The sequence below is a fragment of the Deinococcus budaensis genome (genome assembly GCF_014201885.1).
GTDB lineage: Bacteria > Deinococcota > Deinococci > Deinococcales > Deinococcaceae > Deinococcus > Deinococcus budaensis.
Map to the genome: position 1 here is coordinate 1 of NZ_JACHFN010000017.1, position 22,856 is coordinate 22,856.

Annotated in this window: 18 protein-coding genes; 11 read left to right on the forward strand and 7 right to left on the reverse strand. The window is 72.4% G+C overall.

The genetic code is table 11. The annotated features are described in order from the left end of the window. Positions 1-109 precede the first annotated feature (109 nt). From HNQ09_RS16410 to HNQ09_RS16435, 6 genes are all read right to left on the reverse strand, one after another. The gene (locus HNQ09_RS16410; RefSeq protein ID WP_184031480.1) at positions 110-802 is read right to left on the reverse strand and encodes a DUF4388 domain-containing protein; all 693 of its coding nucleotides are present in this window, start codon (positions 800-802) and stop codon (positions 110-112) included. 534 nt (positions 803-1,336) lie between these two features. Next, positions 1,337-3,070 carry an adenine deaminase C-terminal domain-containing protein gene (locus HNQ09_RS16415; protein ID WP_246363434.1) on the reverse strand — a complete coding sequence of 578 codons (1,734 nt, stop codon included), beginning with the start codon at positions 3,068-3,070 and terminating at the stop codon, positions 1,337-1,339. After that, positions 3,067-3,906 carry a xanthine dehydrogenase accessory protein XdhC gene (xdhC, locus tag HNQ09_RS16420; protein ID WP_184031482.1) on the reverse strand — a complete coding sequence of 280 codons (840 nt, stop codon included), beginning with the start codon at positions 3,904-3,906 and terminating at the stop codon, positions 3,067-3,069. Before xdhC ends, HNQ09_RS16415 begins: the two co-directional genes overlap by 4 nt. A gap of 1 nt (position 3,907) precedes the next feature. Beyond that, positions 3,908-6,298 (reverse strand): xanthine dehydrogenase molybdopterin binding subunit, encoded by a 2,391-nt coding sequence (gene xdhB / locus HNQ09_RS16425; protein ID WP_184031484.1) that lies wholly within the window; start codon positions 6,296-6,298, stop codon positions 3,908-3,910. Next, positions 6,282-7,712, reverse strand: coding sequence for a xanthine dehydrogenase small subunit (locus HNQ09_RS16430; protein WP_184031486.1), 1,431 nt, complete (start codon positions 7,710-7,712; stop codon positions 6,282-6,284). The genes xdhB and HNQ09_RS16430 overlap by 17 nt, the downstream gene beginning before the upstream one ends. A 366-nt stretch (positions 7,713-8,078) precedes the next feature. Next, entirely contained in the window at positions 8,079-9,545 is a 1,467-nt protein-coding gene (locus HNQ09_RS16435; RefSeq protein WP_184031488.1) for a replication initiator protein A, read from the reverse strand. 771 nt (positions 9,546-10,316) lie between these two features. On the opposite strand from HNQ09_RS16435, the gene HNQ09_RS16440 reads away from it, so the two are divergent. The 4 genes from HNQ09_RS16440 (at position 10,317) to HNQ09_RS16455 (ending at position 14,294) form a co-directional block, all read left to right on the forward strand. Beyond that, complete coding sequence (locus tag HNQ09_RS16440; RefSeq protein ID WP_184031490.1) at positions 10,317-11,435, forward strand: carbohydrate kinase; 1,119 nt, start codon at positions 10,317-10,319, stop codon at positions 11,433-11,435. Between the two features lie 47 nt (positions 11,436-11,482). Continuing rightward, on the forward strand, positions 11,483-12,445 hold the full coding sequence (locus HNQ09_RS16445) for a pseudouridine-5'-phosphate glycosidase (protein ID WP_184031491.1): 963 nt from the start codon (positions 11,483-11,485) through the stop codon (positions 12,443-12,445). A 147-nt stretch (positions 12,446-12,592) separates the two neighbouring features. Then, complete coding sequence (locus tag HNQ09_RS16450) at positions 12,593-13,390, forward strand: ParA family protein (RefSeq protein ID WP_184031492.1); 798 nt, start codon at positions 12,593-12,595, stop codon at positions 13,388-13,390. Beyond that, positions 13,371-14,294: a ParB/RepB/Spo0J family partition protein gene (locus tag HNQ09_RS16455; protein ID WP_184031493.1), complete on the forward strand. Its 924-nt coding sequence runs from the start codon at positions 13,371-13,373 to the stop codon at positions 14,292-14,294. The genes HNQ09_RS16450 and HNQ09_RS16455 overlap by 20 nt, the downstream gene beginning before the upstream one ends. 205 nt (positions 14,295-14,499) lie before the next feature. On the opposite strand, the gene HNQ09_RS19215 is transcribed toward HNQ09_RS16455, so the two are convergent. Then, the gene (locus HNQ09_RS19215) at positions 14,500-16,464 is read right to left on the reverse strand and encodes an AfsR/SARP family transcriptional regulator (RefSeq protein WP_184031494.1); all 1,965 of its coding nucleotides are present in this window, start codon (positions 16,462-16,464) and stop codon (positions 14,500-14,502) included. 396 nt (positions 16,465-16,860) lie between these two features. On the opposite strand from HNQ09_RS19215, the gene HNQ09_RS16465 reads away from it, so the two are divergent. From HNQ09_RS16465 to HNQ09_RS16495, 7 genes are all read left to right on the forward strand, one after another. Then, positions 16,861-18,411, forward strand: a complete 1,551-nt coding sequence (locus HNQ09_RS16465; protein ID WP_184031495.1) for a hypothetical protein — start codon at positions 16,861-16,863, stop codon at positions 18,409-18,411. 127 nt (positions 18,412-18,538) lie between these two features. Then, the gene (locus tag HNQ09_RS16470) at positions 18,539-19,462 is read left to right on the forward strand and encodes an AfsR/SARP family transcriptional regulator (protein ID WP_184031496.1); all 924 of its coding nucleotides are present in this window, start codon (positions 18,539-18,541) and stop codon (positions 19,460-19,462) included. A gap of 188 nt (positions 19,463-19,650) precedes the next feature. Next, positions 19,651-19,917 (forward strand): hypothetical protein, encoded by a 267-nt coding sequence (locus HNQ09_RS16475; protein WP_184031497.1) that lies wholly within the window; start codon positions 19,651-19,653, stop codon positions 19,915-19,917. Between the two features lie 75 nt (positions 19,918-19,992). After that, entirely contained in the window at positions 19,993-21,036 is a 1,044-nt protein-coding gene (locus HNQ09_RS16480) for a hypothetical protein (protein ID WP_184031499.1), read from the forward strand. Between the two features lie 5 nt (positions 21,037-21,041). Further along, on the forward strand, positions 21,042-21,641 hold the full coding sequence (locus tag HNQ09_RS16485; protein ID WP_184031500.1) for a hypothetical protein: 600 nt from the start codon (positions 21,042-21,044) through the stop codon (positions 21,639-21,641). Continuing rightward, the gene (locus HNQ09_RS16490) at positions 21,638-22,228 is read left to right on the forward strand and encodes a hypothetical protein (protein WP_184031501.1); all 591 of its coding nucleotides are present in this window, start codon (positions 21,638-21,640) and stop codon (positions 22,226-22,228) included. The genes HNQ09_RS16485 and HNQ09_RS16490 overlap by 4 nt, the downstream gene beginning before the upstream one ends. A 46-nt stretch (positions 22,229-22,274) precedes the next feature. Beyond that, positions 22,275-22,835, forward strand: a complete 561-nt coding sequence (locus tag HNQ09_RS16495) for a PASTA domain-containing protein (RefSeq protein ID WP_184031502.1) — start codon at positions 22,275-22,277, stop codon at positions 22,833-22,835. The last annotated feature ends 21 nt before the right edge of the window (positions 22,836-22,856 follow it).

Sequence of the window (22,856 nt, forward strand, 5' to 3'; positions counted from 1 at the left end):
CCGGAGACGACCAGCTTGAGCGGCGCGGCGGGCCAGGCGAGGTCCGGACCCGAGGGGTCCGGGGCGAGGAGGTCCGGCCGGGCAGGGTCCGGGGGCAAGAGCGGGCCGGTCATGCGCGCGCTCCGGTCAGGCGACGCAAGGCCCCCAACAGACGCTGCACCAAAGGCGCCGACGCCCCAGAGGCGCTGCTGGACGGGGCCATTGCGGCGCCCGCCTCGTGGCCGGTGGAGAGGGCGGAGACGGCCAGCCCGGCCGGAGCCGGAGCCGCCCGCTGCGGAGCCACGGCGCCCGCAGCGCGCAGCCGGTGCAGGGCCAGCAGCACGTCCGCCTCGGCCCAGCCCACCCGGCGGGCGAGTTCCGCGCCGCTGGCGCCCGCCAGCAGCTGCGGCTGGAGAACCGACCAGGCGTCCGACAGGGCCGAGGGGACGACCCCGGGACCCGGCACGACCTCGAAGCGGGTGTCCGGGTGAGGCCACTGATCGGCGGGAATCGCCGCGTCCTGAAGCAGCTCGGTGAGCGGCAGGTCGTAGAGGGTGGGCGAGGCGGCCGGGGTGACGCGCCGCTGGAACTCGAACGCGCCGCGCCGCGCCGACTGCACCTCGCGCAGCACCGCCCGCGCCTGCTCGGGCGTCTCGACCGGAAAGCCGTCAAGGTACATCGCCCGCAGGCGGCCCGCCTGCAAGCCCAGTTCGAGGGTGCGGCCCTGGTAGGCCTCGTGAAAGTACAGGGTCCCGGTCTGGGAAGCCAGCACCCTCACCAGATCGCTCAGAGCGTGATGTTCCAGATCACCGAAGAGGGCCATATCAACTCCTTTCTGAAGGGGCGTAGGTGCCGGAGCACCGGGGGCGCACGCTGACCGCCACGCCCGCAGTACCGCCTGTTCCCGTCGAAAAGAGTTCTATGGCTCGCGAAGTGACACGCTTATTACATCCAATGAGTGATTTATGTGTGATCAGGGACGTTTCGCCCCGGAGGGTCTGCTTTCAGGCTGCCCCTCCACCTCTGACCACCAAGCTGTCCACAGAAACCTTGCTGGACTTTATGAGTTAAATGAGAATCAGGTAAGCCTTTCGGTGCCCTTTAACTTTGGGAAGGCGGGCGTCTCGCGGCACTGTGTGTCGAGGCGGCGGCGCAAAGCGGCCAGCAACGCCAGCGCCTCGGGGGACGGCATCCCGGCTCGCGCCGCCTGTACAGGAGGAGCGAGGCCCAAGCCTCCGGGGAGGGTCGGGGTCGCGAGAGGCGTCTAAAGGGGACGGAACGCCAGAGAAGTTGTCTGCGGGTTTCAGGTAGTCGCGGCCGACGTCCAGCACCACGCGTGAGGCTGGACCCAGGCCACTCAGCGCGGGTGGGGGGAAGCTTCCGCCGCTGGCCCAGGTTTCTGGGCCTCCTCGCGCGGCAGGAGCTGCCAGGCCTGCACGTCCAGCAGGCCGCGTGGGGTGAGCTTCAGGGCCGGAATCACGCTGAGGCCCAGGAAACTGAGGGTGGTGACCGGGTAGGGCAGGCGGCACCCCAGCGCCCGCGCCGCCGCCGCGACCTCCGCAAGCCGGGCGGCGGCCTCCTGTGGGGGCAGGTCGCTCATCAACCCCGCAAACGGTAGGGGCAGGCAGGCGCGCACCTCGCCCCCCGCGACCACGACCACGCCGCCGCCCAGCGCCTCCAGCGCCCGGCCCGCCGCCCGCACGTCGGCGTCCGTGCCGCCGAGGACCGCCACATGGTGCGCGTCGTGCAGGACACTGACCCCCAGCGCCCCCCCGGTCAGGCCGCTGCCGGAGGTCCAGCAGGCCGCGTGGTCCCCACGCCCGTAGCGGTCGGCGACCACCAGCCGCGCGTCGCCGCTCCCCGGCGCGCCCACGCCCGTCGTGATCTGGTCAGGCCGGACCTGCATCACCGGCCAGTGGGCGGGCACCTCGAACGCCGCCGTGTCCCACCCCGGTCCCAGCCTCACGCCGCCGCCCGGCAGCGCGGGGGTGGCGCCTCCGCCGCGCGCCTCGGCGCCGCCCACGAAGGTCTCCAGCACCTCGAAGCCGGTTAGGTCGCGCAGCAGCACGAAGTCGGCGTGGTACCCCGGCGCCACCAGGCCCAGGTCATGCAGGCCCCAGTATTCGGCCGGATTGCAGGTCACCAGTGCGACTGCGTCGGCGGGGTGCAGGCCGCCCGCCACGCAGGCCCGCAGCAGGCGGTCGAGGTGCCCCAGCGAGAGCAGTTCGTCCACCAGAATGTCGTCGCTGACCAGCATTGCCCGGCGGGGGCGCTCGCGCAGGACGGGCAAGAGCGCCTCCAGATTCCGGGCCGCCGACCCCTCGCGCACCATCAGCCATAGCCCGGCGCGCAACCGCTCGCGGGCCTCCTCGGGGGTGGTCGCCTCGTGGTCGGAGTGGGCGCCCGCCGCCGCGTAGGCTTGCAGGTCGCCCCCCGTCACGCCCGCCGCGTGCCCGTCGATGCGCCCGCCGTACCCGGCTTCCAGCACGTCCCAGGCGCCAGGAGCCAGGCCCAGGACCCCGGGGTAGTTCATCATCTCCGCCAGGCCCAGCACGCCCGGCCATCGCAGCGCGGCCCCGACCTCCCCGGCCCCCATCACTGCGCCTCCCTGCTCGAAGGGGCTGGCGGGCACGCAGGACGGCACCGAGGCGTACACCCGCAGACCCGAGGAGTGGCCCGCCTCCAGCATCCAGGCGAGGCCAGCCGGCCCCAGCACGTTCACGACCTCGTGCGGTTCGGCGACCACGGCGGTCGTGCCGCGCGGCAGCACGGCCTGGGCGAAGCGCGCGGGCGTCAACAGGCTCGACTCGATATGGACGTGCCCGTCCAGGAAGCCCGGCGCGAGGAAGGCCCCGCGCGCCTCCACCGTCCGCCGCGCCCGCACGCCCGACCCCGCGCCCACCAGCGCGGCCACCCGCCCGGCGGCGACCAGCACGTCGGCCCCGTACACCTCGCGGGTGGCCGGCTGCACGACCTGCGCCCCGCGCACCAGCAGGTCGGCTTCCTCCAGGCCGCGCGCCACCCGCACCAGCCGCTGGCGGGTCTCGCGCTCGGCGGCCCGGTCCACAGCCCCCAGGCCCATGGGAGTCATGGAGTCCCTGCCCCGGCGCGGCCGAAGGCCGGGAGGGCCGCCGCCTCGATGACCTCCTGCAACTGCGCCGCCACCCCCAGGGCGATCACCGCCGGACGCTTGCCTCGGATGCCGGGCAGGCCGATGGGCGTGGTGATGCGGGCGAGGTCGGCGTCCGTGTGCCCGACCGCCTTCAGCCCCTCGCGGAACCGCGCCCACTTGGCCTTGGACCCGATCAGGCCGATCAGGCCCAGGTTCGGGCGGCGCAGCGCCGCGTCGCAGAGGGCCGCGTCCTCGGCGTGGTCGTGGGTCAGGATGACGAGGTGCGTCCCGGCGGGCAGCTCGGCCAGGACCAGCTCGGGGATCGGGGCGTGGTGGACGTGTAGCCGGGCCGCGCCCCCCGCGAGGCCCCCCAGCCGCTCCGGGGTGAGTTGCCCGGCCCGCGAGTCGATTAGGTGGAGGTGAACCTCCAGCCGCGACAGCAGGTGCGCGAGTTCCAGGCCCACGTGCCCCACCCCGAAGACCGCCAGCGTGGGCCGCACGGTGGCCAGCGGTTCGAGCAGCAGCGTGACCTCGCCGCCGCAGCACTGGCGACCGTACTCATTCGGGGCGCGGTCGGTCAGGCGCAGGGTGAGCAGCTCGGGCGTGGAGGCCCCGCAGGCCAGCAGGGCGCGGGCGCGCTCGGTGGCGGTCGCCTCCAGGTTGCCGCCGCCCACGCTGTCCCAGGTCTCCCGCCCTCCCACGACCATCTTGGCGCCCGCCTCGCGCGGCGCGTGCCCGCGCACGGCGGCGACCGTGACCAGGACGCCGGGTTCGCCCCGCTCGGTGAGGGTCTGGACCGCCTCCAGCCAGCGCATCTCAGTCGGCCGCCACTTCGGGGTTGACCCTGGCCCACCGGGCCGCGCTCAGCGCCCAGAACACCGCCTCGGGGGTGGCGGGGCTGGCGAGGTCGCTGACGTGTCCCGGCGGGCCGAAGGCGGCGGCCGCCTGCCGCAGGGCCTCGCGCACGCTGATCGCCAGCATCAGGGGCGGCTCGCCCACCGCCTTGGAGCCGTACACCACGCCGCTCTCGGTGGCGCGCTCCAGCAGGGCCACGTTGAACACCTCCGGCACCTCGGAAAAACTCGGCAGCTTGTAGGTGCTGGCGGCCTGGGTGGCGAGGCGGCCGCGGTTCGGCCCGGCGGACGTGTCCCAGCGCAGGTCTTCCAGGGTGAGCCAGCCTGCCCCCTGCACGAAGCCGCCCTCCACCTGCCCCAGGTCGATCAGGGGCGAGAGGCTGTCGCCCACGTCGTGCAGCAGGTCCACCCGCCGCAGGCGGTAGGCGCCCGTGAAGCCGTCCACCTCGACCTCGCTCACCGAGGCCCCGTAGGAGAAGTACTTGAACGGCTCGCCCTGCATCCGCTCACGGTCCCAGTGCAGGCCCGGCGTGCGGTAATACCCCGCCGCCCACAGCTGGGTCCGCAGGTGGTACGCGTCGTGGACGACCTGCCGGAACTCCAGCCCCAGCTCAGGATGGCCGACCGGAAAGACCCGCCCGTGCTCGAATCGCACGTCGTCCGGGTGGATGCCCAGGGTGCCCACCTTGGCCTTGCCCTGACGGCTCAGCGCGCCCGCCGCCACCTCGGCCAGCCGGGCCTTGATCTGCTCGCAGGCGTCCTTGATCGCGCCGCCGTTGAGGTCCGCGCCGCTGGAAGCCGCCGTCGCGGAGGTGTTGGGCACCTTGTCGGTGCGGGTAGGGGCGAGGCGCACGCACGCGAGCGGCACGCCCAGCGCGGTAGCGGCAACCTGCAACATCTTGGTGTGCAGGCCCTGGCCCATCTCGGTGCCGCCGTGGTTGATCAGGACCGAGCCGTCCTTGTACACGTGGACGAGCGCCCCCGCCTGGTTGTAGGCCGTGAAGTTGAAGGAGATGCCGAACTTGACGGGCGTGATCGCCAGGCCGCGTTTGGTATGCGGGTGCGCGGCGTTGAAGGCCCGGACCTCCTCCGCCCGCGCCGCGAAGCTGGACCGCTCCAGCAGCGTGGTCCACAGGTCCTCCAGCCGCTCGGCGTGCCGCACGGGCTGGCCGTAGGGGGTGCTCTCGCCGGGTCGGTAGAGGTTGCGGCGGCGCAGTTCGTGGGCGTCCAGGCCCAGGGACGGCGCGCAGCGGCCCAGGATGTCCTCGATCACCAGCATCCCCTGCGGCCCGCCGAAGCCCCGGAAGGCCGTCTGGGAGGTCTTGTTCGTCCGGGCGATGCGGCCGTGCACCTCGACGTGCGGGATGAAGTAGGCGTTGTCGATGTGGCACAGCGCGCGGGCCAGCACCGGCTCGGAGAGGTCCAGGCTCCAGCCGCCGTCGGAGGTGAGGGTGGCCTGGAGGGCGAGCAACCTGCCGTCCTCATCGAAACCGACCTTCCAGCTCGCGTGGAAGGGGTGCCTCTTGCCAGTCAGGGTGAGGTCCTGCTGGCGATTGAGGCGCAGGCGGACGGGTCGGCCCGTCCGCACCGCCCCCAGCGCGGCGACCGCAGCGTAGCCGTGGGGCTGCATCTCCTTGCCGCCGAAGCCGCCGCCCATCCGCAGGCACTGCACCGTGACCGCGTGGCTGGGCAGCCCCAGCACGTGCGCCACGATCTCCTGCGTCTCGGTGGGGTGCTGGGTGCTGCTCTGCACGAAGACCTGCCCCGCCTCGTCCACGGTGGCCAGGGCGGCGTTCGTCTCAAGGTAGAAGTGTTCCTGACCGCCCATCTCGAACTCGCCCGTGAAGACGTGGGCGGCCCCCGCGAAGCCCGCTTCCACGTCGCCCCGGCGCAGGGTGGGCTGCGTGCCCTGGAACGACCCGGCGGCAATGGCCTCCTCCAGGGTGACCAGGGCAGGCAGGACCTCGTACTCCACCTCGATCTGTTCGGCGCCCAGGCGCGCGGCCTCAAGGCTCTCCGCGAGCACCCAGCACACGGCGTGTCCGTGGTACATGACCTCACCAGGAAACAGCGGCTCGTCGTGTTTGACACCCGCGTCGTTCACACCGGGCACGTCCTGCGCGGTGAGGACCCACACGACGCCGGGGACCGCCAGCGCGGGGGCCACGTGGAGCCGGGTGACCCGGGCGTGGGCGTGGGGGGCCTGGAGGGGCCAGGCGTGCAGCAGGTTCTGGAGACGCACGCCCAGGTCGTCGGTGTACAGCGCGTGTCCGGTGACGTGGGCCTCGGCGCTCTCGTGGGCAATGGCCTCGCCCACGGCTCCGGCGGGGGGCCGCTCATGCAGGCTGGTCATAGGTCACCTCCAGGCCGGTCTTCTCGAAGGCGAACTTCAGCAGGGTCTGTTCCAGCATCGCCGCCCGGTAGGCGGCCGAGGCGCGGTGGTCGTCCAGCGGGGTGCCCTCGCCGCGCAGCACGCGGGCGGCCTCGCGCACCGTCCGTGCGTTCCAGGGCCGCCCGACCAGCGCTTCCTCGGTGGCGCGGGCACGCAGCGGCGTCGCCGCCACGCCCCCCAGGCCGATGCGGACCGAGCGCACCACATCACCCTCCAGGTAGAGCGCCACGGCGACCGCCACGCTGGAGATGTCGTCGAAGCGGCGCTTGGCGATCTTGTAAAAGCCGCTCAATGGCGCCAGCGGCAGCGGAATCCGCACGGCCCGGATCAGCTCGTCCTCGCGGCGCAGGGTGCGGCGGTAGCCGGTGAAGTATTCGGAAAGCGGCACCTCGCGCTCGCCCGCCCGCGAGGCCAGCACCACCCGCGCCCCCAGCGCGAGCAGCACGGGGGGGCTGTCCCCGACCGGGCTGGCGGTGCCCAGGTTGCCGCCCAGGGTGGCGCTGTTGCGAATCAGGCGCGAGGCGAAGAGGGGCAGCCACTCGGCGAGCAGGGGCGCCTCCCCCGCGAGCCGCCGCTCGATCTCCGAGAGGCTCAGCGCCGCGCCGATTTCCAGACTGTCGCCGTGCCAGGCCAGGGTCCGCAGCTCCGGCAGCCCGTCCACCGCCACGGTGACCCCCGCGCGGGCGTGGCGCAGGTTGACCTCCACGCCCCAGTCGGTGCCGCCCGCGAGAATGCGCGCGCCCGGCTGCTCGGCCAGCAGGTCGAGGGCTTCTGAGAGCGCCAGGGGCCGGTGAAAGTCCCCCTGCGGCGTGCGGAGGTGGGTGGGTTGCGGCGGGGGCGCGGGCTGTTGCCGCCGCTGCGCGAGGGCGTCGTCCGGCGCCGGGGCACCCAGCGCGCGGGCCGCGTCCTCGATGGGGCGGTAGCCGGTGCAGCGGCAGAGGTTCCCGCTAAGCGCGTGAATGTCGAAGTCGGCGGCCTCGCGGTCCTCGCGGTAGTACTCGGCGGCCAGGCTGACCACGAACCCCGGCGTGCAGTACCCGCACTGCGAGCCGCCGCGCACGGCGAGTTGGCGCTGAACGGGGTGCAGGTGGCCCGGAGCGCCCAGGCCCTCGGCGGTGACGACCTCTCCCCCATTCAGCCCGGCGAGCAGCACCAGGCAGCTGTTGAGCGCCTCCAGCCGGGTGCCGCCCTCCTCTCCTTCAGCCCCGGCGGGGCGAGCGACCAGCACCGCGCAGGCGCCGCACTCGCCCTCGGCGCAGCCCTCCTTGCTGCCGGTCAGGCCCTGGTCGCGCAGCCAACCCAGCAGGGTGGTGTGGGGCAGCACCCCACGCGCCTCGCGCTCGGCGCCGTTGACGATGAGGCTGATGCGGTCCATTCTCGCTCCTTGGTTCGGTGGGTCCGACTTGGCAGCTCGGGAAATAGGACAAGGCTCCGGCGGGGCGGACTGCCGGTCGGTGGGACACAACGGGGGGGGCCTTGGCCGGATTGAAGTTACCCCCGCAGGATACTGAGCCGCGCGGTCCCGGAGCAAGCGGGGCGCGGCGCTCCTGGTCGGTCAGGCTTGGCCCAGCACCCCCGCCTGCCGGAAAGAAGGGAACGCTGCGCACCCCGTCCGCCAGGGAGCAGGGCGGTCAGATAGGTCAGGGGCAGAGGCGCGGCGTCCCGCTGCGGTCGCCAGCGGGGCAGGAAGCCATCTGGCCCCGGGTCGCGGCGATCTCCCCTCTCCTCTCCCCTTCTGGCCTTAGCCTTCCAGCAGGGCGCCCTGGCCCTGGCGCCTGCGGTCCGAGGCTTCGCGGACCAGCGCCTTGAGAAATGCCTCGGTGCGGCCCTCGAACACGGCGGTCATCATCTCGCGTTCTACCACCACGGCGTCCAGCACGCCCTCGGTGATGGCCTGATGGATGGCGCTCATGCGCGGGGTCCCCATCTTGACGACGTGGACCCCGCACAGCAGCCGCAGCCGCGCCAGAATCGCGTCGGCCTGCGCTGCACGCGGCTGGGCGCGCAACTCCTCCTCGCGGACGCGGCGCACGACCTCCACATCCTCCTCCACCCGGGGGCGCGGCGGGGGCGGCGGATCGGACACGGCGGTGGGCGAAACGAAGCCCTCGGGGTCGGGGTAGCGGACGCCGTCGTCCTTGAGAACCGTCACGACGAATCCCGCCCGGTTCTGGATGCGCTCGCGGTCCCGCCGCAGCAGGAACTCCGCCTTCGCGAGGCGGTGGAGCAGGTCCTCGCGGGGCACCGTCTGCACGATGCCCTGCGCGACGTAGTGCCCGACGCCGTACTGCGTGATGCGCGCCGCGAGGTCCATTCCAAAATTCGACCCGTCGCCGAAGCGGTACACGATCTCCTGCCCGCTGCCCAGGCCCTGGTACTCGACGGCCAGCAGGTAGCCGCAGGCCTTGAGGTCGTCGTGGGCCTTTTCCAGCGTGCGTTTGATGCGGCTGGGCACCAGGTCCTTGAGCTTGCACTCCTGGCCCCAGGAGATCAGGGACATGTGCAGTTCCATGGTGATGACCTGCGGGTCGGTCGGGTCGTAGCGCTTGGCGTCCAGCAGGCGGTAGACGCTGCGCGCCAGGGGCCGTTCGAGTTGTTCGAGCAGGATCGGATCGAGCGGCTTGATGAACTTCGAACGCACGCTCATCACGAGCGGCTTGGGCAGTCGGATATGGATGACGCTGCCCTTGCCCAACGTCTGGTCGTCACTGTCGTAGGCCAGACCCTCGACGAGTGAAAAAGTCTGGGTCGTCCAGCGCCGCTGTCCGTGCGCCCGCCAGGCGTTCTGGGTGACGAACTTGGCGCTGTTGAGGCGGTGCAGGCTGGCGCGCAGCACCTGATAGTAGCGGCCGCCCGTGTCCAGTCCGGCCCGCTGGAGAATCTGGTGGGGGGTCGTCAGGACCTCGCCACTTTCGGGCGCCCCCTGTTCGAGGAAGATCGCCAGGATGCCGTTGAGGATGTCTCCATCCAGGCCGTGCGGCACCCCGCCGAACTCGCTGGGCGCGACGCACGACAGCTGCGCGGGCTGCCCATCGACCTCAAAGGCCACTTCCCAGCGGGTGTAATCGTCAGGAATACGCTCCTGCACGCAGATGAGTCCCAGGCGACCAAGGTTCAGCTCGTCGATCCGTTCCAGACGGTCGGTCAGGGTCGGGGTACGCAACCTCGACGCGGGTCGTGCAGAACGGCTGGTCGCCTTCGTGGTCACGGTACGGCCACTATAGGCCAGGGGCGGGTCTGATGATGAACTCCTTTGACTGATAAAAGAAGTTGATGATTTAAAAGATAATGATCATCATCAGACGCCCGGCCCGTTTCGCGTCCAGCTGGGCGTTGCAGGGCTGTCAGCTGACCGAGATGTCCGAACAATCGGGGCCAAAACTGACCGAGATGTCCGAACAATCGGGGCCAAAACTGACCGAGATGTCCGAACCCCACTGGGCTTTTGACCTAGATGTCCGAGCTTTTGCTGACCCAGATGTCCGAACTTCCGGCCTGGAATTGACCGAGATGTCCGAACATTTCAGGGACCCTTGGGGGCAAAACTGGCCGAGATGTCCGAACAAAAGGGTGGTCTAAACGCAGAAAGGGTTCGGACATCTCGGTTAGCCCCTGGCGAAGTCCCAGATCTGCAAAAGCCCGCCAGGACGGGACTTGCCGTCCCACTCTCCCAGACTGGCCGAGATGTCCGAACCCGGGTCGCCCAGATGTCCGAAGAGGGATGAAGGCCGTGGCTGGAATACAGAGCGCCCAGCCTGGCGGAAGGCAAATGCACGGACATCTGGGCCAAAAGAGGTGGGAGCAGGCGCGACAGGCTCGGACATCTCGGCCAGTCTGCGGAGCACCCTGCCGCTTCAGGGGCTGCCGGAGCCTGCGTTCGGACATCTCGGCCACCCTCAGTGCTCTTGCCGGACGCCTTCCCTGCCGAGGACACATGCCCTTGCTTAATTATAACAAGCACCCTTATTATGCTTAAGAGATGCCCCTGACTGAGCGCGAGCGTGACCTGCTGGCTCTGATCCGCGCGGCTCCCCTGAGCACGCCCGAGGAGCTGGCGCGCCGCCTGGGCACGTCCCGTGCGGCAGTCAACGTTCATGTGAGCAGCCTCACGCGCAAGGGGGCGCTGCTGGGACGCGGCTACGTGGTCGCGCCGGAGAACCCGGCCCGGGTCGTCGTGGTGGGCGGCGCGAACATGGACGTGAAGGCCCGGCTGCTCGGTCCCGCCGTGCCGGGCACCAGCAACCCCGGCACAGCCTCCCAGGCCCCGGGGGGCGTGGCCCGCAATGTCGCGGAGAATCTGGCGCGGCTGGGCGTTCCGGCGCACCTGATCGCGGCGGTCGGCGGAGACGCCCCCGGCGACCTGCTGCTGCGCGAGACGGCGGCGGCGGGCGTGGACGTGCGGAGCGTGCTGCGCCTGAGCGGGCCGACCGGCAGCTACACGGCGGTTCTCGACGAGTCGGGGGAGCTGCTGATCGCGGTGGCGGCGATGGACGCCACCGACGCGCTGACGCCCGCCGCGCTCAACGACCGCCTGGGGGTGCTGCGGGGGTCGGCCTGGGCTGTGGCCGACGGCAACCTGAGCGCCGAGACGCTCACGCACCTGCTCTCGCTGTGCACGCAGGTGGACGTGCCGCTCGTCTTCGAGCCGGTCAGCGTCCCCAAGGGCGCGCGGCTGCTTCCGGCGCTGCGCGGGGGCCTCGCCCCGCACACCGTCACCCCGAACGTGGCCGAACTCGCTGCCCTGGTCGGCCGGGACGTGCCCGACACGCCCGGGGACCTGCGCGGAGCGGTGGACGAGCTGCATGGGCTGGGCGTGCAGGCCGTCTGGGTGCGTCGGGGCGAGCGGGGCAGCCTGCTCTCCACGGGCGGCCACGTGACCGAGCTGCCTGCCCTGCCCGCCCAGGTCTGCGACGTGACGGGCGCGGGCGACGCGATGCTCGCCGCCTACCTCGCCGCCCTGCTGGCCGGGGAGACGCCCGCCGAGGCCGCCCGCCACGGGCACGCCGCCGCCGCCCTGACCGTCGAGAGCCTGCACGCCGTCTCCCCTACCCTCACGCCCGCCGCGCTGCGTGCCCGCCTGCAACGCGCCCAACCCTGAACCGGTACGCACCCGCCCTCACCGCTCACCCCCCTCAAGGAGTCGCCATGTCTACCCCCCACACCCTCCACCCCGCCGCCGCCCAGGTCATGGACCTTCATTCCGAGGTCGCCGCCGCGCTCGCGGCAGGCCGCCCGGTCGTCGCCCTGGAAAGCACCATCATCAGCCACGGCATGCCGTACCCGCAGAACGTCGAGATGGCGCGCGACGTGGAGGCGGTCGTGCGGGAGCACGGGGCGACCCCCGCCACCATCGCCGTGCTGGGCGGGCGCCTGAAAGTCGGCCTGACCCCGGCAGAACTCGAACTACTTGCCACCGACCCCGGCGTGCAGAAGATCAGCACCCGCGACCTGCCCGTCACGGTCGCGCTGGGCGGGCACGGGGCCACCACGGTCGCCTCGACCATGCGGATCGCGGCGCTGGCGGGCATCCGGGTCTTTGCCACGGGGGGCACAGGCGGCGTCCACCGGGGAGCCGGGGAGAGCATGGACATCAGCGCCGACCTCACCGAGCTTGCCCGCACCGACGTGTGCGTGGTCAGCGCCGGGGTCAAGAGCATCCTCGACATCGGCCTGACGCTGGAGGTGCTGGAAACGCAGGGCGTGCCGGCCATCACGCTGGGAAGCGAGGAGTTCCCGGCCTTTTACTCGCGCCGCAGCGGCTTCGCCTCGCCGCTGACCGTGCAGACGGAAGCCGAGGCCGCCCGGGTGCTGCACGCCAAATGGAGCCTGGGCCTCTCCGGGGGGGTGCTGCTCGCCAACCCGGTGCCTGAAGAGGCCGAGATTCCCGCCGCCGAGATCACCCCGCACATCGAGCGGGCGCTGGCCGACATGGCCGCCCTGGGTTTGACCGGCAAGGCGACGACCCCCTACCTGCTGGGGCGCATCGTGGAGATCACCGGGGGGCGCAGCCTGACCACCAACATCGCCCTGGTGCGCCACAACGCGGCGGTCGCGGCGCGACTCGCGGCCGAATACGCGGCCCTCGCGGCGCAGATGCCCCAGTACTGAAGGGCCTGAAAGGTCTGCGCCGCCGCACAGCCGTACAGAGAAAACGCAGAGGGGAGGTATCCGGTGGGTCAGGGCCTCCCCCCTTTTTGCCTCTCTGCCCCGTTTTCTGTCCACAGCGGGAAGGGCCGGGGTAGACTCCAGGAACTCATGCGGGCCATCACGTTTTTCAACCACGCGGGCGGTGCGGCCAAGACCAGCACGGCGCTCAACGTCGGCTACACCCTGAGCGTGCTCGGCCACCGTGTGCTGCTGATCGACGCCGATCCGCAGGCGAACCTGACGCGGTGGCTGGGCCTGGAGGTCCCCGACGGGCCGGACGCCAAGGGGGAGACGCTCTACGCGGCGGTCCTGGGTGCTCCGGAGGCGCTGGCGCTGCCGCGACCTGTCGCGGCCCACGGCATGGACGTGATCCGCTCCTGCCTCGACCTGGCCGAGGTCGAACCTCTGCTGCCCGGCCAGCTGATGGGCCAGCTGCGGTTGCGCACCGCCGTGCGGCAGGTGCAGGACCAGTACGACTTCGTCTTGATCGACCCGCCGCCCAGTCTGGGACAACTGTCCACGCTCGCGGTGCTGGCGGCCGACGACCTGGTCGTACCCGTGCCGGCCGGAAACAAGGGGCTGGAAGGCCTGGGCGGCGTGACCCGCATGGTCGCGACCTTTCAGCAGGTGGCGGTGCCCTCGCTGCGGATCGCGCTGATGGTGCCGACGCGGGTCGGCCACACCAACCTCAGCCGCGACAGCGTCGAGGCGCTGCGGGCGGCCCACATCGCGCCGGTCAGCCGTCCCCTGACCGAGCGGCCCAGCGTCTATCCGAATTCGCAGCTTCAGGGCCTCCCGGTGGCGCTGTACGACCCGCGCAATCCCGCCGTGGCCGAGATCGAGGCCGTGACCGGCGAGATGCTCGCCAGCCTGGGGGAGGTGCCGCGTGCCGAAGCGCAGCGCTGACGCCCGGCGCGGCGCCCTGGGTGCGCTGGTCGCGAACCTCACCCCGGTGGCGAACCCGGGCGAGACGTTTCAAGAGGTGCCCCTCGACCAGCTGAGGCCCAGCCCCCTGCAAGCCCGGCGGTCGTTTGACCCGGCGGCGCTGCAAGACCTCGCGGCCAGTCTGCGCGCCCAGGGGGTGCTCCAGCCCCTGCTGGTCCGTCCCCTGGCCCAGGGGTACGAGATCGTGGCGGGCGAGCGGCGCTGGCGCGCGGCGCAACTGGCGGGCCTCTCCAGCGTTCCGGTGGTCGCGCGCGACCTCAGCGACGAGGAGGCGCACGACGCGGGCGCCATCGAGAACCTTCAGCGCGAGGACCTCAACGTCATCGACGAGGTGGACCTGGTGGTGGGGCTGGTGGCGCGCACGCTGGGCCTGACGCCCGGGGAAGTGCCCGCCCGCCTGCACGCCGTGGTCAACCGGCCGCAGGAGGACCCGGCGGCGCGTGAGCAGCTTGAAGAGTTGTTCGCCCGCCTGGGGCGCGGAACATGGACCTCCTTCGTGAAGAACAAGCTGCGGGTGTTGCGCTGGCCGCAGCCGGTCTTGCAGGCGATGCGCGAGCGCGGCCTGGGGTACAGCGTAGCGGGCGTCGTCGCGGCGGCCCCCGCCGAGCACCAGGGGGCGCTGCTGCACCTCGCCCTGAGCGGCGCGAGCAAGGCCGAGCTGCGCGAGCGACTTTTATCTTTCCGGAAAGATAAACCGCTGGACCCCACCGCCAACGTCGTGCGGGCGCTGCAAAACAAGCGCCGCCTGGCCGCGCTGAGCGAGCAGGAGCGGCGGCGGGTAGACCGGCTGGTCAGGGAACTGGAGCGCCTGCTGGGCGAAGGGGCGACGCCCGGAAGCGGCCGTGCGAGGGGCGCGCGGGACTAGGGGAGAGCGCTGGAAGTGCATACCGGCAGGAGCTGGGCGCCTCCGCTTCCTGTCCCATGCCACGGGCGAGGGGTAGGAGGTTCCCCTTTCAACCCGGCCGAGGTGGGGAGTGAGCTTCGCTGAGGCGTCGCGGCTCCCCGGTGGGCGCAGGCGGCAATCACCCGCCCTACGGCGGTCCCTGCCGGGGCCCGCTCCGTCTCCCGGCTCAGTGGGCCGTGGCCCAGGTGCCGCGCTGGAGGGCCAGCAGGGGTTCGGGAACCTCGCCGAGCTCACGCTGAAAGACCTGCGAGACCCGTGCCAGCTCCTGCCGGGCAGCCGCGTGGCCGCGCAGGGCGTGGAAAACCTGCACCAGCAGGGTGCTGATGCCCACGTCGAGCGGTTGGATCTCCAGCAGGCGCTGGGCCAGTCCCACACACGCGGCGTACTCGCCCCGGCCGCGCAGGGTTTCGAGGGTCTCCAGGCCCGAGCGCAGCAGCGACCATTCCAGCTCCTCGCGCAGCTGCGCTGCCCAGCTCGACTCCGACTCCGGCAGAAAGGGTCCGGCGTAAAGGCCCAGTGCCCGGCGCAGGCCGGTCTCGCCGCCCAGCCCCAGGGCCTGACGCAGTTCCTGCACGTCCCAGCACAGCCGGACGCCGCAGGGCCGCAGGCTGTAGACCCGCCGGGCGCGGTCGAAGGGCACCTGAAGCTGCGGCAGCCGCTTGCCCAGCGCGTTGCGCGCCACGTGCAGGTAGTCGCGGGCCTGCCGGGGCGCGTGGTCCCCGAACACCTGCGTTTGCAGGGTTTCCAGGCTGGCCTCGCCGTGGTCGAGCAAGAAAGCCAGCAGCAGGGCGGTGCGCGGCAACCCCACGTTCAGCCGCACCCGCTGGCCCTCCAGGGTCAGGCCCGCGCGGCCCAGGGTGCTCAGCGTCAGCTCGGCGGGCAGGTGGACTTCCAGCGCCTGCACGTCGCTCCACAGCACGCCCAGATACGGCGAGGCCGACGGGTGGCCCGCCCCGCGCAGGTACCCGTAGGCGGCGGGCAGTTCGCGCAGCTCGGCCGCCAGCACCGTGCCGCTGCCCAGCGCGTGGCGCAGGTCCGCCGCGCGGGCGAGGTGCGCTCCCGCCGCGTCGGGGTCACCGCCGCGCACCGCCGCCTCGGCAAGCTGGAGGTGGGTCAGGCCCAGCTCGCGCTCCAGTTGCAGGGTCTCGAAGCCGCGCCGCGCCCGCTCCAGGGTCGCCCGCGCCTGCGGATCGTGGCCGCGAACCTGCCAGGCCCCGCGCCGCAGGGCCAGGGAGGCCGCCATGCGCTCGCCGCTCGCCAGCGCCCCGGCCCGCGCCAGCTGCTGGCGGGCCGCGCCCAGATCGCCCCGCGCGGTGGCCAGGGCACTCAGGCGCAGCCGGGCGTAGAACTCGGTCTCGGGCTGCCCGGCCTCGCGGGCGGCGGCGGCGCTCGCGCAGTAGTGCTCGGCGGCCTCGCTGCCCAGGCCACGGGTGTGGGCCAGCACGCCCCGGCCGTAGTGCAGCAGCGGAGCCGCGTCGGGGGTGGCGGGCAGCGCGGCGAGGTCGTCCAGGTCGCGCTGGGCCTGCGCGAACTGTCCACTCTGCACGGCGCTGAGCATCCGCACCCACAGCAGCGCGGCCCGCTGGGGGGGGCTGGCCGCCGCCAGGGCCTGGCCCACGTGCTCGGCCGCCGCCGCGTCCTGCCCCAGCTCGGCCAGCGCCAGCCCCAGCGCCGCGCTGAAGCTACCCAGAAAGCGCCCGGCCACGGCGTCGGTGACGGCCGTCTCCCAGGCCCGTCGCAGCGGCCCCAGGGCCTCGCGCGGGCGCCCGGCGTGCAGCCGCCCCAGCCCCAGCTCGCGGTCGGCCACCGCCCGCCCGAACGCGGAGAGCCGCGCGGGGTGCAAGCCTGCCAGCAGTTCGGCGGCCCGCTCGACTTCCCCGCCAAAGCGGTAGGCGACTGCCGCCAGCGCCCCGGCGTCCTCCTCGCCGCGTGCCCTGGCCCGCAGCAGCAGCGTCAGTCCCTCCAGCCGCCGCTGAAGCAGCACCAGACACTGCCCGGCCCACAGGTCGTCCGTGGGGGTGGGGTGGGCCAGCGCGGCGTGGCGGCGCAGCCCCTGCTCGAAGTCCCCGGCGGCCAGGCAGGCCAGGACCGGGTGGTCTGGATCGGCGTGCCTTCTAAGCGTTCCGCGCATCTGCGCTCCCGTTCCCTAAGCGGCCACTGCCTACACTGCGGCCAGGAGCCTGCACCCCAGGCCCTGACCCCCCCCCCGACAGCTCCGCAGGCTCCCCAGCTCTCTCGCAGGTTCCAAGGAGGCGAGGTATGTTCACCTATCGTAGCTGGAAACTCCGGCTGGTGCTGCTGCTGCTGGCGCTCTCCACCTTCGCGCTTGCCAACCCCACGACCGGAGCAGGCGGCATCGGGGGCTGAGGCGGGGGCCTGGGCCTGCGCCGCGCCCGGTCAGACGCCCCTGCGGCTCAGGGCTTTTGCCGGAGCGTGCTCGTGGCGCCAGGCCACCTCCAGCGCCTTCCACAGACCGGCCAGTCCTCTTTCCAACCCCCGTCCCGACCAGGGGTTCCAGGTGATGGAGATGAGTCAGAAGAACGTTGGGGCTGACGGCTTTTTTGCAGAACAGTTCAGTGGCATGACCTTCGAGGTCTTTCACCACGACGCGCGCCTGGACGTGGCGGTGCCCGTGGTGAGGAAAGACCACCGCCTGTTTCCGATCTTCTGTCCCCGGCCGACGGTCCGGATCCTCTTTTACACCGACAGCGCGGCCGTCGATTTCAACAGCGCTCAGGATTTTGGTGTCGACCTGCTGCGGGACCTGATTCTGTCGCGCAACACCTTTTACGTGAACTTCCAGATCGACCTGGTCAACCGGCACCGGCCCACCCACGCCGCCAACAAACTGACCTCCAGTCTGCTGAGCCGGTACGATCAGGTCTGGTTTTTCGGCGTGCTCCAGTGCAATCTTCCTGACCAGCCCGAGAACGAACTTACCAACCCGGAGGTGGCGGCGCTCTCGAGGTGGATGGCGCAGGGCGGCGTGCTGATGACCGGCGACCATGCCAACCCCAAGCCCCCGGCGGCGGCGGCTGGACTGGACCCCCTGCTGAACCTCGGGCGGGCCATCGGGCACCGGGTGCCCAGGGCAGGCGAGTTGCGCAAGTGGGAGGGCACCCCCAGCGCCGTTCCGGCCCAGAGCCACAACACGCAGGAACCCGACGGCCTGAACAGTCTGGACAACCTGACCCTGCAAGACGACGCCCTGCCGCAGCGGCTGCTGCTCAAGCAGTACCCCCTGGGCTGGCACTTCCCGCGCTGGATTCGCCGCTCGCGTCCCCACCCCCTGTTTTGCGGGCGCCTCGGCCCCATCCGGGTCTTTCCGGATCACATGCACGAGGGCGAACTGCTGATTCCCTCCGCGTTCCCGGCGCCGACCTGGCCGGCGGGACCGGTCACCCAGCCTCTGCCCGAGATCGTGGCCCGGGGGACCGACAAGCGGACGGGCAGCGTCTACGGCGTGACCACCGCATACGACGGTGCGGCGGCCAATGTCGGACGGATCGTGGCCGACGCCACCTGGCACCACTATTTCAACGTCAATCTGCGCGGGTTCCCGCCAGGAACGACCCTCAACGAGATCGCCGACTACTACGTGAACCTGGCCGTCTGGCTCTCGCCCACGCCGAAGCGCGCCGCCATGCGCTGTCACCTGTGGTGGTGGCTGGCCCTGCACCCGGCGGTCTTCATGGTGGCCCACAATCCCATCTTCGTTCTCGGTGAAACGGCCTACAACGTCCTGGGGAAGGTCGCGAGCCAGTGCATGATCAGCGAGTGGATCTTTCCACCCCACCTGATCGAATGGCCCCTCCGCGAGCGCTTTCCCTGGCCGCCGGAGGAACTGGTGCTCGGCGGGATCGTCGAGCAGTACCACAGCGCCATTCGTGCGGCCCAGGCGGGAGAGAAACTGCCCGAGGTCGGCGCGTTGTACGCGCGCGGCGTCCGTTCAGGGCTGCACTTCTACACCGAGGAACTCGCGGAGACCCTGAAGGGCGCCCAGGCGCTGGACGAGATCACCGAGCGTCTCCTCGCTGCGGGCGACCAGGCGGCGGGGCCTGAGACGGACCCGGCCTGATTGATCTCCGTTCCCACCTCCCCCCGCGCGGGTAGCCACCTGCGTGGGGGCGAGGGAAACGGACAGGTTGTGCCGTGTGGTCGGACCTCCCGCCACGGGGCGCGGGGGGAGGGGAGGGAAGAGGCCCATGCCCATGCTCGAGGTCTGGTTGTTCGGCGTCTTCCAGGCGCGCCTGCACGCCGCGAACGCGGCGCCCCGGCCGCTGGCGCTGGACAGCCAGCGGGCCAGGGAGCTGCTGGGCTTCTTGCTGCTGCACCCCGGCGAGCCGCAGGCGCGGGAGGTGCTGGCGAGCGCGCTGTGGGGCGGGCAGACCACCGCGCAGTCGCTCAAGGGCCTGCGGCAGGCGCTGTGGCAGCTTCAGCTGGCCCTGCCGCCCGAGTTGCGCGGTGGGGAAGGGTTGCTGCACCTGCACCCCGACTCGGTCGAGCTGCGGCCCGGCGCCGGGCGGGAGGCCGGGCTGCGCTGCGACGCCCTGACCTTTCAAGAGGTGGCCGGGTCCCTGCGCGGGCGGGCGGGGCACAGCCTGACCCCCGCCGAGGCCCGCGCGCTGCGGGAGGCGGCGGCGCTCTACCGCGGCGACCTGCTGGAAGGCTGGATGGCCGACTGGTGCCTGGCGCAGCGCGAGCGGCTGCACACCCTGTATCTGGCGGCGCTCGAGAAACTCACCGACCACTGCGAGGTCTGCCGCGAGTGGGAAAGCGGCCTGGCCTACGCCGCGCGCATCCTGGCCTACGACCGGGCCAGCGAGGACACCCACCGCCAGGTGATGCGCCTGCATTACCTCTCGGGCCACCGCACCGCCGCCCTGCGCCAGTTCGGGGTGTGCGAGCAGGCCCTGCGCGAGGAACTGGGCGTCCGGCCCTCGCGCGCGACCCTCGCGCTGTGGGAGTGCATCCGTGAGGACCGCCCGCTGGAGGACCCCAGCCTTCCGGCCGACGGGGCGGCGGCGGCGGCGGTGCGGCCGCCACCCCCCCAGCCCGGCCCCGACCTTCTTCAGGAGCTGCGGAGCGTGCTGCTGGAGGTGCGTGCCCTGCTCGCCGAGGGCCGCTGACCGCGCCTGCCTGCCGCCGGGGGTCTGACGGCCCCGGCCCTGCGGCGTGGGCCAGGCCGCCTTTCCTCCCGCACCGAACCCGTCCGGAGGCGCCCGCGAGACGCCGCCGAGACGCGGGCACGACACCGGTCCGGGTACTTTCGGGGGGACCGGGCTGGCCCTCCCCGCCGCCGTTTCCCGAGGTGTGCATGTTCGACAGCGCGCAGTCTTTTGTCATCAAAGTCTGGCTGGAACAGCAGCGGGCCGGGGGAGAGGGGGGCGCGCGGTCACGCGGACGGCGGCGCTGGCGGGGCCAGATCACCCAGCTGCCGGGCAACCACAGCCGCGCCGTGCGGCGCCTCGACGAGATCACCGAGACCATCGCGGCGGCGCTGGAACACTCGGGCGCCGATCCCGGCTGGCGCTGGCGCTGGCGCCGCCGCTGGCAGGCGTGGCTGGGCCGCGGCCGCCCGTAGCCGCGCGCAGGCGCTGGCGCCGCGCGTTCCTGCCCCCGGGCGGGGCAGAAAGACGGACCCACCCCAGGAGGTGCCATGACCCACGCGCAAATGAGCTACGGCCAGATGGGCTATCCCCAGACAGGTTATCCCCAGACGGGCCACGACCAGACCGCCCACGACCCCGGTACGCTCTATCCCCGGCTGCGCGAGATGCTCAGTCCGCCGTTCGCGCAGTTGCCGGACGCGGAGCTGGAGGCGGCCTTCGAGTCGGCGTTCGGGGAGGGCGTGTCTCCGGCGGAGTACGAGGAATTTTTCGGGGGCCTGGGCCGGGCGCTGAGCGGGGCCGCGCGTGACGTGGGCCGCTTCGCGCAGCGCGCCGCCCCGGTGGTGGGCAAGGTCGCCTCCGGCGCGGCCCAGGGCGCCCTGGCCGGGTCCGCGCTGGGTCCCTGGGGCGCGCTGGGCGGCGCGCTGGTGGGCGGCGTCGGCTCGGGGTTGGCGCAGACCCGGGGCGCGGGCCGCACGGTCGGCAACGTGATGGGCGGCGTGGTGAACACCGCCGGAGCCTTGAGCGGGCGCGGCGGCCTGGCGGGCAGAGGGCCGGGGAGCAGAGGGCTGGGGGGCGGCATGAACGCCCTGAGCGGGCTGCTGGGCGCAGGCGGCGGCGCGGGCGGGGCGGCGAGCACGCTGATGGGCGTGCTGGGGCGTCCCGAAACGCTGCGGGCCATTCAGTCGCTCGCGAGCGGCAGCAACCGGGGCATTCCCCTGGGCGGACGTGGCACGCCGGTGCTCGCCAGCGCCTTTGCAGGGCTGCTGGGGGCGCTGGGGCGCGAGGCGGAAGCCGAGACGCTGGGCTTTTCCGGCGAGGCCCTGGACAGTGCGCCCGCCTACCTGATGAACGGCGCCGGGCAGTTCGTGGTGGATCCCGGCGACCCCGACCAGCGCGCCGCGCGGCTGCTCGGCCTGCTTCAGGCGGCGCCGCCCCTGCCCCCGCGCCCGGCCCGGCCCTACCACGAGGCGTATGGCGAGAGTGACGAGGCCGGGGACGCCGAGGAGGCCTATTTCGATGCCGAGGACAGCGGCGAGGACTTCAGCTGGGATTCCGGCTGGGACGGGGCTGACCTGGCCTGGAGGGGGTGAGGGCCATGAACGACGCCCTGCTCGAGACCCTCCGCCAGCAGGTCGCGGCGGGAGGTAGCCTGACCGACGCGCTGGCCGGGGCGGCGGGGGGCGACCCCGCCCTGGCGCTGCTCTCGCAGATGCTCACGCGGCGCGAGCAGGCGCTGGAGCAGGAACTGGAAACCCAGGCCGAGGGCGAGCGCCTGGAAGCGCAGCGCCAGCGGGAAGACGAGCGCCTGCGAGAAGAAGCGCGCGCGCGCGAGGAGCGGCAGCGTCAGGACCTGCGCCGCGCCCGCCTGGAGCGCCTGCGCTGGCGGCTAGGCGAACTGGAGGGCGAGCTGGCCGCCGCCCAGACCCGCCTCGACGACCTCGCGCTGGCGCTGGGAGCCTGCCCGGACTGCTGGGGCGAGGACCCCGGGTGCCGCCTGTGCCGGGGCCGGGGCGGCCCGGGCTTCCTGAGGCCGGACCCGGCCGCCTTCGGGCGCTGGATCGTGCCGGTCCTGCCTGACGGGAGCGCCCTCTCACCTGCGGGGGGGGCCGCCTCCGGCCCTGCCCCCGTGGCGACCCCGCCGGGGGGATACGTGGGCGCCGAGCCTTCGCCCACGCCGGAAAGGACCCGAACATGACCATGTACAGCGAAGACATCGACTCTTTCCTCGACACCCTGGAATTCGACGAGTCCGACGAGCGCGTGCGGCGCGGGGGAGCGCGGCGCGGGGGGGCCCCGCTGCGGACGCCCTCGCCGCAAAGCAGCTTTCAGCCCCGGCCCTCGGCCAACACGGTCACGCAGGCGCAGCTTCAGGCGGCGGTGAGGACCCTCGACGGCAAGATCACCACGCTGGCAGGCGGGGTCAAGACCCTCGAAACCCGCACCAACTCGGTCGCCGCCGAGCAAGATCGCCTGGCCGCCGCGACCCGCAAGGAGATCGAGGAGCGCAAGAAGAGCGGCGACGCGGTGCGGCGCGACCTGCAACAGACCAAGACGCTGGCCGTGCTGCTGCCCATGATCTCGCAGAAGACCGAGGACGTGGTCCGGGCCGACGGCACCACCGCCAAGGTCGTCACCCAGCCCAACGACAGCCTGACTTCGGTGCTGCCCTTCTTGCTGCTGATGGGCGGGAATTCGGGCGACGCGGCCTCCGGCGGGGGGGGCATGCTGGGCGGCGACAGCTCCAGCACCCTGCTGCTCGCGCTGCTGCTGACGCGCCGCTGAGCCGGGCGGCGCCAGACCCCACCCCGCCCCCTTCCGGAGGACTGCCATGCCCACCCCCCTCGTCGTCCCGCTTCCCGCCGCGTCCGGCGGCTTCGGCCGCACCCTGGAACACCTGCTGGCCTTTTCCCCTTCCCCGGCGGCCCGCGTGCCCGCCCCCGGCGGGGCCTTGCTGACCGGCGCCGTGCTGGTCGAGGTGCCCGGCGTGACCAGCGACCCGGTGGACACCGCGCTGCGCAAGGTCCGCGACCGCCGCCTGGTGCCGCGCGTGGCGCTGGTCGAGAGCGCCGGCACCGTGGACACCGTCAAGACCCAGGACCCCAAAGCGGGCGACTTTCTGCCGCCGGGCGGCGTGGTCACCCTCTACGTGATCACCGCGCGCGAGCCGACCGCCGCCGAGGAGCTGATCGAGGCCATTCGGCAGGCGATCAAGCCCGGGGAACTGGCCAAGACCACGGACCTGCACCACCTCGCCACCCGGCAGGACCTGCACAGCGAGACGGCCGCGCTGGAAAAGGAGGCGGCCGCGAGCAAACGGTTCGAGGAACTCAAGGCCCTGCTGGGCAGGCCGAGCGACAAGCCGAGCGACAAGCCGACCAGCTCCCGGTAACGCCCGGGCCTGCGGCTTTTG

Coding starts and splice junctions, on each gene's coding strand:
- HNQ09_RS16410 (WP_184031480.1), bottom strand. CDS start 802: ATGGCCCTCTTCGGTGATCTGGAACATCACGCTCTGAGCGATCTGGTG.
- HNQ09_RS16415 (WP_246363434.1), bottom strand. CDS start 3,070: ATGACTCCCATGGGCCTGGGGGCTGTGGACCGGGCCGCCGAGCGCGAG.
- xdhC (WP_184031482.1), bottom strand. CDS start 3,906: ATGCGCTGGCTGGAGGCGGTCCAGACCCTCACCGAGCGGGGCGAACCC.
- xdhB (WP_184031484.1), bottom strand. CDS start 6,298: ATGACCAGCCTGCATGAGCGGCCCCCCGCCGGAGCCGTGGGCGAGGCC.
- HNQ09_RS16430 (WP_184031486.1), bottom strand. CDS start 7,712: ATGGACCGCATCAGCCTCATCGTCAACGGCGCCGAGCGCGAGGCGCGT.
- HNQ09_RS16440 (WP_184031490.1), top strand. CDS start 10,317: ATGCCCCTGACTGAGCGCGAGCGTGACCTGCTGGCTCTGATCCGCGCG.
- HNQ09_RS16445 (WP_184031491.1), top strand. CDS start 11,483: ATGTCTACCCCCCACACCCTCCACCCCGCCGCCGCCCAGGTCATGGAC.
- HNQ09_RS16450 (WP_184031492.1), top strand. CDS start 12,593: ATGCGGGCCATCACGTTTTTCAACCACGCGGGCGGTGCGGCCAAGACC.
- HNQ09_RS19215 (WP_184031494.1), bottom strand. CDS start 16,464: ATGCGCGGAACGCTTAGAAGGCACGCCGATCCAGACCACCCGGTCCTG.
- HNQ09_RS16465 (WP_184031495.1), top strand. CDS start 16,861: ATGAGTCAGAAGAACGTTGGGGCTGACGGCTTTTTTGCAGAACAGTTC.
- HNQ09_RS16470 (WP_184031496.1), top strand. CDS start 18,539: ATGCCCATGCTCGAGGTCTGGTTGTTCGGCGTCTTCCAGGCGCGCCTG.
- HNQ09_RS16475 (WP_184031497.1), top strand. CDS start 19,651: ATGTTCGACAGCGCGCAGTCTTTTGTCATCAAAGTCTGGCTGGAACAG.
- HNQ09_RS16480 (WP_184031499.1), top strand. CDS start 19,993: ATGACCCACGCGCAAATGAGCTACGGCCAGATGGGCTATCCCCAGACA.
- HNQ09_RS16485 (WP_184031500.1), top strand. CDS start 21,042: ATGAACGACGCCCTGCTCGAGACCCTCCGCCAGCAGGTCGCGGCGGGA.
- HNQ09_RS16490 (WP_184031501.1), top strand. CDS start 21,638: ATGACCATGTACAGCGAAGACATCGACTCTTTCCTCGACACCCTGGAA.
- HNQ09_RS16495 (WP_184031502.1), top strand. CDS start 22,275: ATGCCCACCCCCCTCGTCGTCCCGCTTCCCGCCGCGTCCGGCGGCTTC.